Raw genomic sequence first — 14,122 nt, forward strand, 5'->3', positions numbered from 1 at the left:
CCATTACTCCATCATCTTCTCAATTGGCAGCACCAGAATTGAGCTTGCGCCCAGCGCCTTCAGTTTTTCCATGGTTTCCCAGAACAGGGTTTCGCTACTGACCATGTGCATGGCGACGCGCTGCTGGTCACCGGCCAGAGGCAGGATGGTCGGGCGCTCTGCGCCTGGCAGCAGGGCAATGACCTCATCAAGACGTTCGGTTGGCGCGTGCATCATGATGTATTTCGATTCACGGGCCTGAATCACGCCCTGAATACGGGTCAGCAGTTTGTCGATCAGCTGCTGTTTCGCATCGGCCATTTCGCCGTCGCGCTGGATAAGGCACGCTTTGGAGCGGTAAATCACTTCCACTTCGCGCAGACCGTTCGCTTCCAGCGTGGCGCCCGTAGAGACGAGGTCACAGATGGCGTCAGCCAGACCCGCGCGCGGTGCCACCTCAACAGAGCCGTTCAGCAGGCAGGATTTAAACTGTACGCCTTTCTGATCCAGGTAACGTTTTAACAGGTGAGGGTAGGAGGTGGCGATACGTTTGCCGTTCAGCGCGGCCGGGCCGTCCCAGGCTTCATCGACAGGCGTGGCCAGCGACAGGCGGCAGCCGCCGAAGTCCAGACGACGCAGGGTAAAATAGCGTGGATCTTCACCCTGGGCACGGCGGGTCAGGAGCTCTTCTTCCAGCACGTTTTCACCGATGATGCCGAGGTCAACAACGCCATCCATCACAAGGCCGGGAATATCGTCATCACGCACGCGCAGAATGTCGATGGGCATATTTTCAGCCAGGGCAATCAGGCGCTGGGTGTGCAGGTTGATTTTAATCCCGCAGCGGGCGAGCAGTTCGCGTGAATCATCACTCAAACGGCCTGATTTTTGAATAGCTATGCGTAAACGTGAGTTATCTAACATTCTGTTTTCCTCGTTAACCTGTTTTAACCTGTCTGAATTTGGTCCAAAAAAAAGCCCCCGGAAGAAGATCTTCCGGGGGCTTTTTCATGCGTTCATGCACCACTGGAAGATCCAAACGTCTTCCAGCACACATCGCCTGAAAGACTAGTCAGGATGATGGTGATGATGGTGGTGTTTAAATTGAACGCGTGTCATAAAATTCTCGATGAATGCTTATTCATTTGATGTCTTTTAACCTAAACCAGTTGTATGACTGATTGCAAGGGCTTTTTTTGATCATTAATTCATTTCATATTGACGCTATGAATTGTGTGTTCTGTCGGGCTGGCGTAGCCTTAAGAAAGACGAGTAAAAGTCAGGAGAATTCGCATGAAAAAGGTCGCGATTGTCGGTTTAGGTTGGCTGGGAATGCCGCTGGCGATGTCATTGGCCGCAAAAGGCTGGCAGGTGACCGGAAGCAAAACCACGGCGGATGGGGTAGAAGCGGCGCGCATGTGCGGTATTGACGGCGTCGAGCTGCGTCTGGAACCTGAACTGGTGTGTGATGCTGACGATCTGGACACGCTGATGAACGTTGATGCGCTGGTGATTACGTTACCGGCACGGCGCAGTGGCCCGGGCGAATCATTTTATCTGCAGGCGATGCAGGAGATTGTCGACAGCGCGCTGGCGCATCACGTCCCACGCATTATTTTTACCAGCTCAACCTCGGTCTACGGCGATGTTGACGGCGTGGTGAAAGAGACCTCTGAGCGTCATCCCGTTACCGCGAGCGGTAAAGTGCTGAAAGAGCTGGAAGACTGGCTGCATCATCTTCCCGGCACCCAGGTCGATATCGTACGGCTGGCAGGTCTGGTTGGCCCCGGGCGACATCCAGGGCGCTTCTTCGCGGGAAAATCCGCGCCAGACGGACAACATGGCGTCAATCTTGTGCATCTTGATGACGTAATTGCCGCAATAGAACTACTCTTACAGGCTCCAAAAGGTGGGCACATCTATAATATATGTGCGCCTTCTCATCCAGCGCGTAGCACGTTTTACCCGCTGATGGCACGCCAGCTGGGTCTGGTTCCGCCTGTTTTTGGTGAAGCAAAGGACGAAAGTAAAGGCAAAATTGTTGATGGCAATCGCATTTGTCATGAGCTGGGGTTTGAGTATCAATATCCCGATCCGCTGGTGATGCCGATGGAATAAGTTTCTCAGCGGAAACGATCGCACACCGGAAGGGGGCGAACATGAAACCGCTGCTGGATGTTCTTATTATTCTGGATGCACTGGAAAAAGAGGGGAGCTTTGCCGCTGCTTCGGCAAAGCTCTTCAAAACCCCGTCGGCGCTGAGCTATACCGTTCATAAACTGGAAAGCGATCTTAATATCCAGATCCTCGATCGCTCTGGTCACCGCGCCCGTTTTACCCGTACCGGGCAGATGCTGCTGGAGAAGGGGCGCGACGTCCTGCATACCGTTCGCGAACTGGAAAAACAGGCCGTCAAACTGCACCAGGGATGGGAGAACGAACTGGTCATCGGCGTTGATGATACTTTTCCGTTTTCTCTTCTGACGCCGCTGATTGAGGCGTTCTATCAGCACCACAGCGTAACCCGGTTAATCTTCATTAATGGCGTGCTGGGCGATTCATGGGATGCCTTAACTCAGGGCAGGGCAGATATTTTTGTCGGTGCGCTGCATGAACCGCCCCAGTTAAGCGATTTCGGTTTCGCCCGGCTGGGTGTGCTGGAGCAGGTTTTCGCCGTCGCGCCACACCATCCGCTCGCGCAGGAGCCGGAACCCCTTAACCGGCGCACGATTAAAGGCTACCGCGCCATTGTGGTCGGTGACAGCTCGCGTCCCGACTGTGCGGCCTCCACGCAGTTGCTTGATGAGCAGGAGGCGATCACGGTGTTCGACTATAAAACCAAGCTGGAGCTGCAAATCAGTGGCCTGGGGTGCGGCTATTTACCCCGCTATCTGGCACAGCGGTTTTTAGACAGCGGTGCGCTTGTTGAAAAACAGGTGCTTGCACAAAGCAGCAATGAATCGGTGTGGGTCGGCTGGAATGAACAAACTGCGGGGCTGGCAAGTGCCTGGTGGAGGGACGAAATTTTAGCAAATAGTGCTATTGCTGCCGTTTACTCGCAAAGCAGCGTCGAGAAATCAGCCAGTTAGAAAAAAGAAAATCGCCCCGGGCGTTGCAAAGTATTGCCTTTTGTATCCGATGTGGGGCAAAATGCGCCGCTGCAACCAAATGAATAATCGACGATATAAAAGGCGTCGGTTATTTTTTTTTGCACGTATGAAACGAAACTAAAAACCAAGAGGCCGGGCTTCGTACCGGATAGATATTTACTAAAATCCGACAGTTGTTGTCGCTGAGGAATACAGAAATGGGGCAATTTTTCGCTTACGTGGCGGTTATCACCGTAAAGGAGAATAACTATGTCGCATAACGCAACTCCAAACACCTCTCGCGTGGAATTACGTAAAACCCTTACGTTAGTTCCGGTTGTGATGATGGGCCTTGCCTATATGCAACCAATGACGCTGTTCGATACATTCGGTATCGTATCAGGCCTCACAGACGGTCATGTGCCGACGGCTTACGCCTTCGCGCTGATTGCGATCCTCTTTACCGCGCTGAGCTACGGTAAACTGGTTCGTCGCTATCCGTCTGCCGGTTCTGCCTACACCTATGCCCAGAAATCCATCAGCCCGACCGTTGGCTTTATGGTGGGCTGGTCTTCGCTGCTCGACTATCTGTTCGCGCCGATGATCAACATTCTGCTGGCTAAAATTTATTTTGAAGCACTGGTGCCGTCGATCCCTTCGTGGATGTTCGTCGTGGCGCTGGTGGCCTTTATGACGGCGTTCAACCTGCGCAGCATCAAGTCCGTTGCGAACTTTAACTCCGTTATTGTTGTGCTTCAGGTCATCCTGATTGCCGTGATTCTGGGCATGGTTATCTTTGGTGTCTTCCACGGTGAAGGCGCAGGTACCCTGGCGAGCAGCAAGCCGTTCTGGTCTGGTGATGCGCATGTGATCCCGATGATTACCGGGGCAACTATTCTGTGCTTCTCCTTTACCGGTTTTGACGGCATCAGCAACCTGTCTGAAGAGACCAAGGACGCAGAGCGTGTTATCCCGCGTGCTATTTTCCTGACGGCGCTGATTGGTGGTCTGATCTTTATCTTTGCGACCTACTTCCTGCAGCTGTACTTCCCGGATATCTCTCGCTTTAAGGATCCGGATGCCTCTCAGCCAGAAATTATGCTCTATGTGGCGGGTAAAGCGTTCCAGGTTGGCGCGTTGATCTTCTCCACCATCACGGTACTGGCATCCGGCATGGCCGCGCACGCAGGCGTTGCACGTCTGATGTATGTAATGGGTCGTGACGGCGTATTCCCGAAAAGCTTCTTCGGCTACGTTCACCCAACCTGGCGTACGCCGGCGATGAACATCATCCTGGTCGGCGCTATTGCTCTGCTGGCGATTAACTTTGACCTGGTGATGGCAACTGCGCTGATTAACTTCGGTGCGCTGGTGGCGTTCACCTTTGTTAACCTGTCGGTTATTTCTCAGTTCTGGATCCGTGAAAAGCGTAATAAAACGCTGAAAGATCACTTCCAGTATCTGTTCCTGCCGATGTGTGGTGCGCTGACCGTGGGTGCGCTGTGGGTTAACCTGGAAGAGAGTTCCATGGTGCTTGGCCTGATTTGGGCGGGTATCGGCCTGGTTTACCTGGCGTGCGTCACGAAGAGCTTCCGTAACCCGGTTCCTCAGTACGAAGACGTTGCGTAAGAACTAAGTAAAAAAAAACCGGAGACCATCGCCTCCGGTTTTTTTTCGCCCAAAATCTGTCAGACGATTTCCTGCGCATACTGATACAGCGCTTTTAACAGCGCCTGCTTTTCAGCATTTCCTTCATACTGGCTATACAGCATCTCCAGCTCCTGCGCGTAGCTCTGCAGAAATTCCGGTGTAAACACATTACGACGATGCTGAAGCCAGCGCGCCTGTTCGGTTTCATCCAGCGTGCCAGGAAAGTTGCGCGCGCGGTAATTAAACATCAGTTTTTCGATACGTGCATCCGCGAAGGTAATATCCAGCGCGGGTAAGTTACGCGGTTCGGTTTGCAGAACAATATTCATTGCCGCACGGTCTGCGTCGCTGAAAAAGCCGTTGTACAGCTGCGCATCGACGTTGTCTGACGGAACAAAGGGTTCGGCTTCGGCAAAGATCGCCACCGCTTTCTCACGCACCTGCGGGTTTTCACGCAGCACCTTGAGGTTATCCAGGCAACGCTGACGGTTAATCCCCAGCCTGTTTGCATCCTCCGCGCGCAGAGTATTGGCCTGGGCCAGGACCGGACATTTATTGATATGGACCAGTTTGACCGGCACCGCGGGCAGATCGCCGAGTTCATCTTTCGGAGTATAGAGCCGTTCGCGCAGCGTATCGCTGTCGAGATCGAGCAGCGGTGTAATATCACCGGCTAAATCCACCATAATCACGGCATTACGGTTATCCGGATGCCAGGCCAGCGGTGCGACCCAACTGGTATTGCCGCGCCAGGCGCCAAACATACCGGAGATATGTACCAGCGGTTTCATTTGCGGCACATCAATCAGCGTGGTGAGTTTCTGCTTGCTGCGGTGGCTCAGCAGATAGTCAAACAGCCGTGGCTGAGCGGTTTTCACCCGCTTTGCCATAGCAATGGTGGCGTAGACATCGGCCATCGCATCGTGGGCATTACTGTGCTCAATACCGTTCGCGCGCGTCAGGTGTTCCAGTCTGAAGCTCGGCAGCCCTTCATCATTCTCAGGCCAGTTGATGCCTTCCGGGCGCAGTGCATAGCAGGCACGCATAATGTCGAGCAAATCCCAGCGCGAGTTGCGGTTCTGCCAGCTCCAGGCATAAGGATCGTAGAAGTTGCGGTAGAAGATATTGCGCGTCACTTCGTCATCGAAACGGATGTTGTTGTAACCGACCACGCAGGTATTCGGGACGGTGAAGAGGTCGTGAATGCGTCGGGCGAATGCGGCCTCGTTCACGCCTTTGTCCCGGGCTTCCTGTGGGGTGATCCCGGTGACCATTACCGCGCCGGGCTGGGGCAGGTAGTCATCGGCCGGCTTACAGTAAAAGACCTCAGGCTCGCCAATGATGTTGAATTCGTCGTCGGTACGGATGGCCGCAAACTGTGCCGGTCTGTCCAGCGCCGGGTGGGTGCCAAAGGTTTCGTAGTCGTGGAACAAAAAGGTTGATGATCGTTGTGTTCCGTTCACATAAATCTCGCAGTTGCTTCCTAACATGGAGGTTAATAGTAAACGATGAGGTCGTTGCACCCCAACAAATTCTCTTACAAAAATTAAGATTAATCTGATAAAATGTTGAATCAATGTTGGGCCTAAGAGTGGTTTTTGCCACGTAATAATATTATTCAGGTGATTAAGTGTTCTCAAAAGGGAAGCAATTAAAAGTTGGTTATCGTCCAGATATTGATGGTATTAGGGCAATTGCTGTTTTGGCTGTGATCTTCTATCATTTTAATATTACGGGATTTTCTGGCGGATTTGTAGGTGTCGATATTTTTTTCGTAATCAGTGGCTATTTAATTACAAATGGCATTGTTAAAGGGGTTGATAACACTCGTTTTTCATTTGGTGATTTTTATATCCGGCGTACGCGAAGATTAATCCCGGCATTGTTATTTGTTATAACCATAACATATGCAGGCTCTTTTTTTATACTTTCACCAAAAGATTTTGCTTCACTTTCTGGGTCTGTTGTTTATGCGTTATCCGGTATCTCAAATATTTTTTTCTGGATGCAGTCTGACTATTTTGATAACTTCTCAACTCTAAAGCCGTTGTTGCATACGTGGTCGCTAAGTGTTGAGTTGCAATTTTATCTTTTATGGCCGCTATATTTGATTGTATTATGTAGGATTACCAAAAACATTCATTTTCGGGCGCTTGCTGTTTTTTTGTTTTTTATAATTTTTGCTTTCTTAGCGATTTATTATATTAGTGTGGATTCTAGTGGAGCTTTCTATTTGACTCCATTCCGCATGCATGAATTTGCAATTGGAGCAATTGGGGTTTTTATTAATCATTTATTTAATGGTAAGAGATTTAATCAGGCGTTATATATTTTAGGCTTTTTTTTAGTTCTATATTCAATTTTTTCTTTTGATATTAAATCAATTATTTTCCCGGGTTATTATGCATTAATTCCTTGTTTTGGTACATTGCTAATGATACTTTCTGGGGAGAAAACTGCTATTTCAATGCTCCTCTCATGCCGTTTCCCGAAATATATTGGAGAAATTAGCTATTCATTATATTTGGTTCATTGGCCAATTTACGTACTTGGGAGTTATATTGTTGTTTTCACACCTAGTACGATGCAAATAACTTTAATGCTTGCTCTTACTCTAATATTGAGTGCTGTAGTATATTATACTATTGAAAAACCATTTAGGTCGTCAAATCCAGAGAAAATGAATGGTTCTACATTTTCTTTGGCATGTGCAGCAGTTGCATTAATTGTAATTGTACCTTCTGCCAGCAGTTGGGCAAATAATGGTTGGGAATGGCGAATTCCTGAGGAGATTCGTATGATCAATCAAATAGATAAGAAAGATGCCGCTGATTATACATGGACCAAACAACGTATGCTTACCCATAAAAGTAATTTTTCAAATGCCGATGGAAAATTAAAGGTTCTAGTCATTGGAGATTCCCAGTCCGCTGACCTGATTAACTTATTGGAAGAGTCTGGGGTTTTAGAAAAAGAAGATGTAATAGCCAGGACAGTTTATTTTGATTGCGGTACAAATTACGTCGAAACAGACAAGATGCACGATTTTTTCTATAAGCTAAATGCGCTAACAATAGCAAAGCCAGATTTGATCCCTGTTTGTAAGGCACAAATGATGAAAGCTATGAACCAGGACCTTCTTCAGCAAGCTGATAAAATCTATATAGCCTTTCATTATCAACCTAACCTAGTTGAGTATGTTACTCATGGTGTTGAAAAAATACGTGCGATGACTAATGCAAAAGTATACGTGGTTGGTCGTAAAAATCTCAAGAAAAGCAGTATTGAAATCATTAATTCTTTCAATCGTTTGGTTGGTGTTGAACGATTCGCAGCAAAGTTTAAAGATAATGAAACTGTAATAATTAACGATAAACTTTCAACTATACCTGGCGTGCATTTCATAAACATGATGGATTATATCTGCCCAGAAAAAAATAAGTGTTTAACTGTTACTGATAACAACAAGCCAATTTTTTATGATCCAGCTCATTTAACTCGATTTGGTGCGCAGTATTTGGCTGAAAAAATAATTCCCGATTTATAATAAAAACGGATAAAAAGCAGCGATTGCTGTTTTTGTTACCATTGATAGCCCCCTAGACAGGGGGTTTTGTATCACACACAGAGTTTTCCTGGCCATTAACATTTTTTTGCAATTAAGCCAGGTAACGACAACAGAACTCCCGTAAAAAGGTCATCGATTTTTAATGACCTGAGGATATACCGTTGAAACGCCGTCTGTTTATTGCTGTTTCTTTACTCGCTTCGAGTGTCTCTTCTGCCTTCGCGGCCGATCCGCTGGATTTTTCGCCGCAGCCTCCGGCCATTCAGGCGGGCTCCTGGGTGCTAATGGATTACACGACTGGTCAGATCTTAACGGCGGGCAACGAACATCAACAACGTAATCCGGCGAGCCTGACCAAGCTGATGACGGGTTACGTTGTCGATCGGGCCATCGACAGCCACCGCATTACCCCGGATGACATCGTTACCGTTGGCCGCGACGCGTGGGCAAAAGGGAACCCGGTGTTTGAAGGATCGTCGCTGATGTTCCTGAAAGAGGGCGATCGTGTCTCGGTGCGCGACCTGAGCCGTGGTCTGATTGTGGATTCCGGTAACGACGCCTGCGTGGCGCTGGCGGATCACGTAGCGGGTGGTCAGCCGCAGTTTGTGAAGATGATGAACGACTATGTACAAAAGCTGAACCTGCGCGATACCCACTTTGAAACCGTCCACGGTCTGGACGCGCCGGGGCAGCACAGCTCTGCCTATGACCTGGCCGTGCTCTCCCGGGCTATCATTCACGGCGAGCCAGAGTTCTACCACATGTACAGCGAAAAGAGCCTTACCTGGAACGGCATCACCCAACAAAACCGTAACGGCCTGCTATGGGATAAAACCATGAACGTTGATGGCCTGAAAACGGGGCACACGTCGGGAGCGGGCTTTAACCTGATTGCGTCAGCGGTTGACGGTCAGCGTCGTTTAATCGCGGTGGTGATGGGCGCTGACAGCCCGAAAGGGCGTGAGGAACAGGCCCGGAAGCTGCTGCACTGGGGACAGCAGAACTTTGATACGGTGCAGATCCTGCATAACGGCAAAAAAGTGGGAACAGAGCGTATCTGGTATGGCGATAAAGAGCAGGTGGAGCTGGGCACCGACCAGGATTTCTGGCTGGCCTTGCCTAAAACAGAAGTTCCTAACATCAAAGCCAAGTACGTGCTGGATAAAAAAGAGCTGGAAGCGCCGATTGCGGCTCATCAGCGGGTAGGGGAGATCCAGCTTTACGATCGTGACAAAGTCGTGGCGCACTGGCCTCTGGTGACGCTCGAAGCGGTGAATAAAGGCGGCCTCTTCTCCCGTCTGAGCGATTATCTGCATCACACGCTGTAACGGCCTGCGTTAAAGCACATGAGCAGACTGGCGCGGTTGCGAGTCTGCTCACATAATAAACACTCCTCGTTTGCTGAACAGTTAAAACCTGCTTTATAGTGTATAAATATACAGTAATAAAAGGAGGCAGCATGGACTACAGCATCAAGCAGCAACAGAAACGTAAAATCGCCGGCTTTCATCTGGTCGGGCCGTGGGACAAAACGGTAAAACAGGGCTTCGAACAGTTAGTCATGTGGGTGGATGGACGTCACATTCAGCCGCTGGAGTGGGTTGCGGTTTACTACGATAATCCGGACGAGGTCCCGGCAGAAAAATTGCGCTGTGACACGGCCGTAACGGTCCCGGACGATTTTGTCATTCCTGAAAACAGCGAAGGCGTCATGATGACGGAAATCGCCGCTGGAGAGTATGCGGTGGCGACGGCGCGCGTTGAGAACCATGACTTCGCGACCCCATGGAACCAGTTCTTTAATTCCCTCTTGCAGGACAACAGCTACCAGATGGCCCCTAAACCCTGTTTCGAGCGCTACCTTAATGATGGTAACGCGGACGGTTACTGGGACATCGAAATGTATATTGGTGTAGAGCACAAAGCCGGTTAAGCCTGGTTATTACAGGGTTTTTCAGCCGGGTGTGATCCGCCCGGCTGAAAACACAGTACAATTGTGATTTGCCGTGTAGCTGGAGAGCGGGTGTGCGTCCCGACAAATCATTAACCCCTTTTGAAATTCGTCTGTACAAACACTACCGCGTGGTACATGGGTGCCGTATCGCGCTGGCTTTTGTGTTGACGTTTGTGCTGGTTCGTTTGCTGGATGTTCCTGAGGGAACATGGCCGCTTATCACGCTGGTGGTCGTGATGGGGCCTATTTCGTTCTGGGGGAACGTTGTTCCACGCGCCTTCGAGCGCATTGGCGGTACCGTTTTAGGCTCTGCCCTGGGGCTTATCGCGCTGAAGCTTGAGCTTATCTCGTTTCCGGTTATGTTGATCTGGTGCGGTGTCGCGATGTTCCTTTGCGGCTGGCTGGCATTAGGCAAAAGGCCCTATCAGGCGCTGCTAATTGGTATCACGTTGTCGGTGGTGGTCGGTGCACCGGCGGGGGATATGACGACTGCCCTGTGGCGAAGCGGGGACGTTATCCTCGGCTCACTGCTGGCTATGCTTTTTACCGGCATCTGGCCACAGCGTGCTTTTCTGCACTGGCGTATTCAGATGGCTAACTATGTCACCGCGTTCAACCGCGTCTATCAGGCCGGATTTTCCCCTAACCTGGTTGAGCGCCCCCGGCTGGAAAAACACCTGCAAACGATCCTCAACGATGTGGTCAGGATGCGCGGGCTGATTACCCCGGCCAGCAAAGAAACCCATATCCAGAAATCCATTTTTGAAGCCATTCAGACGGTAAGCCGCAATCTGGTATGCATGCTTGAGCTGCAAATCAACGCGCACTGGGCTTCTCGTCCCAGCCACCTTTTAATGCTCAACGCCCATACCTTAAAAGAGACGCAGCAGATGACGCAGCAAACGCTGCTCACCATCGCCCACGCGCTTTATGAAGGTAACCCGCAGCCCATCCTGGCGAACAGTGAACGTCTGAATGAGATCGTTGCGGAGCTGAAGCAGTTAATGAATGAGCGTCAGAGCGATAACGTCGCGGAAACGCCTATTCATGGTTATGTCTGGCTGAGCATGGAGCTGGCGCGGCAGCTGGAGCTACTGTCGCATCTCATTTGCCGGGCGCTGCGCAAATAAAGAGCAGCTATCTCCATATGTGACGCCTGCTGCTTCGATTCAGCATCAATTGGGGTTATGATAGCTTTAAACGATATACTCATTGTCATTCGCAGCCGCTGTCAGTAAGGTTATTGTTACAACGGTTGCTTTAACGAATCCGAATCTCACATTATCAGGGGTGTAAAAATGGAAACTACCAAGCCTTCGTTCCAGGATGTTCTGGAATTCGTCCGCCTGTTCCGCCGCAAAAACAAACTGCAGCGTGAAATCCAGGACGTTGAGAAGAAGATCCGTGACAACCAGAAACGTGTCCTGCTGCTCGATAACCTGAGCGACTACATCAAGCCAGGCATGAGCGTTGAGGCTATTCAGGGCATCATCGCCAGCATGAAGAGCGACTACGAAGACCGCGTTGATGACTACATCATCAAAAACGCTGAGCTGTCTAAAGAACGCCGTGATATCTCCAAGAAACTGAAAGTAATGGGCGAAATCAAAAACGGTGAAGCCAAAAGCGAGTAATCGCCGATGAATACAAAAAAGGCTCTCTGGTGACAGAGAGCCTTTTTTATTACGCAGTACGCGGCTGTAGCTGATAAATCCAGGCGTTGACCTGTTTTCCATCCGGCGTGGTCACATTGACCTCAACCCGATCGTAGCCGTCTTCAAATTCGTCCAGCATTGGCCAGTGTGCACTCAGGCTATCAGAGATAAACAGAAAGCCCTCCACGCGTGGGCCGTCCGGATGCAGCACTATCCCCGGAAAATCTGCCGCCGCGCCCCAGCCACGTTCGTAAAACGTCCCGGTGACAAAACCGGCCTGCCATTCGCCACCGATGTTTTCAAGAATATGTGCATTCGCGTGACCCGGGCGTAGCGTGCCGTAGACAAACAGAGCGTTCATTTTCCCTCACCAGCAAAGCAAAAAGCCTGCTATAAAAGCAGGCTTTTTAAATTTGGCTCCTCTGACTGGACTCGAACCAGTGACATACGGATTAACAGTCCGCCGTTCTACCGACTGAACTACAGAGGAATCGTTGTGGAGGCTTATCTTAGCGGCGAAAAAAGTTTTGTCAAACCTGATCTTAGCGATTAGCGATCGATTGATGATTCTGTCGACAGTTTGTTGTAAATCCACACATCTTTTTATGGAAAATACTTTGCAGGTTTAGCATTTCTCCCCCATCATTTGAAATGGAGTTTCAACTTTCTCGTTAAGGTCCATTTTGAACGTCACTGCCCCCCTACGCCAGGCGATTATGCGCACGCCATGGTATGCAAAGCGTAAAAGCTATCGTGTTCTGTTCTGGCGTGAAATCACCCCCCTTGCCGTGCCTATTTTCCTGGAAAACACCTGCGTTCTGTTGATGGGGGTGCTGAGTACCTTTCTGGTCAGCTGGCTGGGTAAAGAGGCGATGGCCGGTGTCGGGCTGGCGGACAGCTTTAACATGGTGGTTATTTCTTTTTTTGCCGCCATTGACCTCGGGACGACAGTTGTCGTCGCCTTTAGCCTCGGCAAGCTCGATCCTAAACGTGCGCGCGAGGCTGCCCGACAGTCGCTGATGATCATGACCATTTTCTCGATCGTGCTGGCGGCGGTGATCCACTATTTCGGCAGGGAAATTATCGATTTTGTCGCCGGTGAGGCCACAAATGAAGTTAAAGACCTGGCGCTGACCTACCTGGAAATGACGGTCCTGAGTTATCCGGCTGCAGCCATCGCGCTGATTGGCAGCGGCGCGCTGCGCGGGGCGGGCAACACCAAAATTCCGTTGCTGATAAACGGCGGGATGAACATCCTGAATATTATTATCAGCAGCGTGCTGATCTACGGCGTCTTCTCCTGGGACGGGCTCGGGTTCGTGGGTGCCGGGCTGGGGTTAACGATTTCACGTTATATCGGTGCGGCCGCCATTCTCGGGGTGCTGATGGCGGGGATCACGCCGTCACTGCGCCTTACGCTGAAGAGCTATTTCCGCCCCTTTAACTTCGCCATTATCTGGGAAGTGATGGGAATTGGTATTCCCGCCAGTATTGAATCTGTGTTGTTTAACGGGGGCAAGCTGCTGACGCAAATGTTTGTCGCCGGGATGGGGACTGACGTTATCGCCGGTAACTTTATTGCCTTCTCCATCGCCTCCCTGATAAACCTGCCGGGCAACGCCCTCGGTTCGGCGTCGACCATCATCACCGGTAAACGGCTGGGAAAAGGGCAGATAGGGCAGGCGGAACGGCAGTTGCGGCACGTCTTCTGGCTGTCAACCATTGGCCTGACGCTGATCGCCTGGGGAAGCGCCCCCTTTGCCGGGCTTATGGCCTCTTTTTATACCCACGAAGATGATGTCAAAGAGGTCGTTAAGATCCTGATCTGGCTGAACGCGGCCTTTATGCCCATCTGGGCGGCTTCATGGGTTCTGCCTGCCGGGCTGAAAGGGGCACGCGATGCACGCTTCGCGATGTGGGTGTCGATGCTCGGCATGTGGGGTTGCCGCGTGGTGGTGGGTTACACGCTCGGGGTCATGCTTGGCATGGGGGTAGTCGGCGTCTGGCTGGGGATGTTCCTTGACTGGGCGGTGCGTGGGGCGTTGTTCTACTGGCGTATGGTCAGTGGGCGCTGGCTCTGGAAATACCCGCGAATAAAACAGGAACCGACGACCACAGAATCAACAGAATGCCTGACAAATGCGCGAAGTGGAGAATAATTCGGCAAACAGTCAGAAATATGCATTCTGCCTTTGACATCATCGGGGAGCATCGATAATATGCGCCC

At 50.7% G+C, this 14,122-nt stretch carries 14 protein-coding genes, 1 tRNA gene and 1 other annotated feature; of the genes, 10 read left to right on the forward strand and 5 right to left on the reverse strand.

Annotation, left to right across the window (positions count from 1 at the left end):
- Positions 1 to 3: 3 nt before the first annotated feature.
- Together hisG and hisL are read right to left on the reverse strand one after the other, a co-directional pair.
- A complete protein-coding gene (hisG, locus tag BJP35_RS20620; protein ID WP_000886595.1) occupies positions 4 to 903 on the reverse strand; it encodes an ATP phosphoribosyltransferase in 900 nt (299 codons plus the stop codon).
- A 45-nt stretch (positions 904 to 948) separates the two neighbouring features.
- Positions 949 to 1,072, reverse strand: a sequence feature (His leader region).
- A complete protein-coding gene (gene hisL / locus BJP35_RS24335; RefSeq protein ID WP_001364200.1) occupies positions 1,048 to 1,098 on the reverse strand; it encodes a his operon leader peptide in 51 nt (16 codons plus the stop codon). Its footprint overlaps the feature before it by 25 nt.
- A gap of 174 nt (positions 1,099 to 1,272) precedes the next feature.
- Between hisL and BJP35_RS20625 the strand changes: the two genes are divergently transcribed.
- From BJP35_RS20625 to plaP, 4 genes are all read left to right on the forward strand, one after another.
- Entirely contained in the window at positions 1,273 to 2,097 is an 825-nt protein-coding gene (locus tag BJP35_RS20625; RefSeq protein WP_014170788.1) for an SDR family oxidoreductase, read from the forward strand.
- Between the two features lie 41 nt (positions 2,098 to 2,138).
- Entirely contained in the window at positions 2,139 to 3,068 is a 930-nt protein-coding gene (locus tag BJP35_RS20630; RefSeq protein WP_014170787.1) for a LysR substrate-binding domain-containing protein, read from the forward strand.
- Between the two features lie 218 nt (positions 3,069 to 3,286).
- The gene (gene yoeI / locus BJP35_RS24340; RefSeq protein WP_099458931.1) at positions 3,287 to 3,349 is read left to right on the forward strand and encodes a membrane protein YoeI; all 63 of its coding nucleotides are present in this window, start codon (positions 3,287 to 3,289) and stop codon (positions 3,347 to 3,349) included.
- On the forward strand, positions 3,339 to 4,697 hold the full coding sequence (gene plaP, locus BJP35_RS20635; RefSeq protein WP_014170786.1) for a putrescine/proton symporter PlaP: 1,359 nt from the start codon (positions 3,339 to 3,341) through the stop codon (positions 4,695 to 4,697). Before yoeI ends, plaP begins: the two co-directional genes overlap by 11 nt.
- Positions 4,698 to 4,756: 59 nt before the next feature.
- Here the strand turns inward: plaP and sbcB are convergent, their stop codons facing one another.
- The gene (gene sbcB / locus BJP35_RS20640) at positions 4,757 to 6,181 is read right to left on the reverse strand and encodes an exodeoxyribonuclease I (RefSeq protein ID WP_256971803.1); all 1,425 of its coding nucleotides are present in this window, start codon (positions 6,179 to 6,181) and stop codon (positions 4,757 to 4,759) included.
- 167 nt (positions 6,182 to 6,348) lie between these two features.
- Between sbcB and BJP35_RS20645 the strand changes: the two genes are divergently transcribed.
- The 5 genes from BJP35_RS20645 to BJP35_RS20665 all read left to right on the forward strand — a co-directional run bounded on the left by BJP35_RS20645 (position 6,349) and on the right by BJP35_RS20665 (position 11,874).
- On the forward strand, positions 6,349 to 8,265 hold the full coding sequence (locus BJP35_RS20645) for an acyltransferase family protein (RefSeq protein WP_086463518.1): 1,917 nt from the start codon (positions 6,349 to 6,351) through the stop codon (positions 8,263 to 8,265).
- Between the two features lie 182 nt (positions 8,266 to 8,447).
- Complete coding sequence (dacD, locus tag BJP35_RS20650) at positions 8,448 to 9,614, forward strand: serine-type D-Ala-D-Ala carboxypeptidase DacD (RefSeq protein WP_014170783.1); 1,167 nt, start codon at positions 8,448 to 8,450, stop codon at positions 9,612 to 9,614.
- Between the two features lie 131 nt (positions 9,615 to 9,745).
- Complete coding sequence (sbmC, locus tag BJP35_RS20655) at positions 9,746 to 10,219, forward strand: DNA gyrase inhibitor SbmC (RefSeq protein ID WP_032678501.1); 474 nt, start codon at positions 9,746 to 9,748, stop codon at positions 10,217 to 10,219.
- Positions 10,220 to 10,311: 92 nt separating this feature from the next.
- The gene (locus tag BJP35_RS20660) at positions 10,312 to 11,370 is read left to right on the forward strand and encodes an FUSC family protein (protein ID WP_032678500.1); all 1,059 of its coding nucleotides are present in this window, start codon (positions 10,312 to 10,314) and stop codon (positions 11,368 to 11,370) included.
- A gap of 168 nt (positions 11,371 to 11,538) precedes the next feature.
- Positions 11,539 to 11,874 carry a DUF496 family protein gene (locus BJP35_RS20665; protein WP_008499467.1) on the forward strand — a complete coding sequence of 112 codons (336 nt, stop codon included), beginning with the start codon at positions 11,539 to 11,541 and terminating at the stop codon, positions 11,872 to 11,874.
- A gap of 49 nt (positions 11,875 to 11,923) precedes the next feature.
- Here the strand turns inward: BJP35_RS20665 and BJP35_RS20670 are convergent, their stop codons facing one another.
- Both BJP35_RS20670 and BJP35_RS20675 read right to left on the reverse strand, forming a co-directional pair.
- Entirely contained in the window at positions 11,924 to 12,256 is a 333-nt protein-coding gene (locus tag BJP35_RS20670; RefSeq protein ID WP_032680657.1) for a gamma-glutamylcyclotransferase family protein, read from the reverse strand.
- A gap of 53 nt (positions 12,257 to 12,309) precedes the next feature.
- Positions 12,310 to 12,385, reverse strand: a tRNA-Asn gene (locus BJP35_RS20675).
- 193 nt (positions 12,386 to 12,578) lie between these two features.
- Here BJP35_RS20675 and emmdR point away from each other — a divergent pair.
- Positions 12,579 to 14,054, forward strand: a complete 1,476-nt coding sequence (emmdR, locus tag BJP35_RS20680; RefSeq protein WP_071605454.1) for a multidrug efflux MATE transporter EmmdR — start codon at positions 12,579 to 12,581, stop codon at positions 14,052 to 14,054.
- The last annotated feature ends 68 nt before the right edge of the window (positions 14,055 to 14,122 follow it).

Source organism: Enterobacter sp. J49 (assembly GCF_002148625.1).
GTDB classification, from domain to species: Bacteria; Pseudomonadota; Gammaproteobacteria; order Enterobacterales; family Enterobacteriaceae; genus Enterobacter; species Enterobacter ludwigii.

Bases quoted from the DNA above. Each gene is read 5' to 3' on its own strand.
- hisG (WP_000886595.1), bottom strand. From the start codon at position 903: ATGTTAGATAACTCACGTTTACGCATAGCTATTCAAAAATCAGGCCGT.
- BJP35_RS20625 (WP_014170788.1), top strand. From the start codon at position 1,273: ATGAAAAAGGTCGCGATTGTCGGTTTAGGTTGGCTGGGAATGCCGCTG.
- BJP35_RS20630 (WP_014170787.1), top strand. From the start codon at position 2,139: ATGAAACCGCTGCTGGATGTTCTTATTATTCTGGATGCACTGGAAAAA.
- plaP (WP_014170786.1), top strand. From the start codon at position 3,339: ATGTCGCATAACGCAACTCCAAACACCTCTCGCGTGGAATTACGTAAA.
- sbmC (WP_032678501.1), top strand. From the start codon at position 9,746: ATGGACTACAGCATCAAGCAGCAACAGAAACGTAAAATCGCCGGCTTT.
- BJP35_RS20665 (WP_008499467.1), top strand. From the start codon at position 11,539: ATGGAAACTACCAAGCCTTCGTTCCAGGATGTTCTGGAATTCGTCCGC.
- BJP35_RS20670 (WP_032680657.1), bottom strand. From the start codon at position 12,256: ATGAACGCTCTGTTTGTCTACGGCACGCTACGCCCGGGTCACGCGAAT.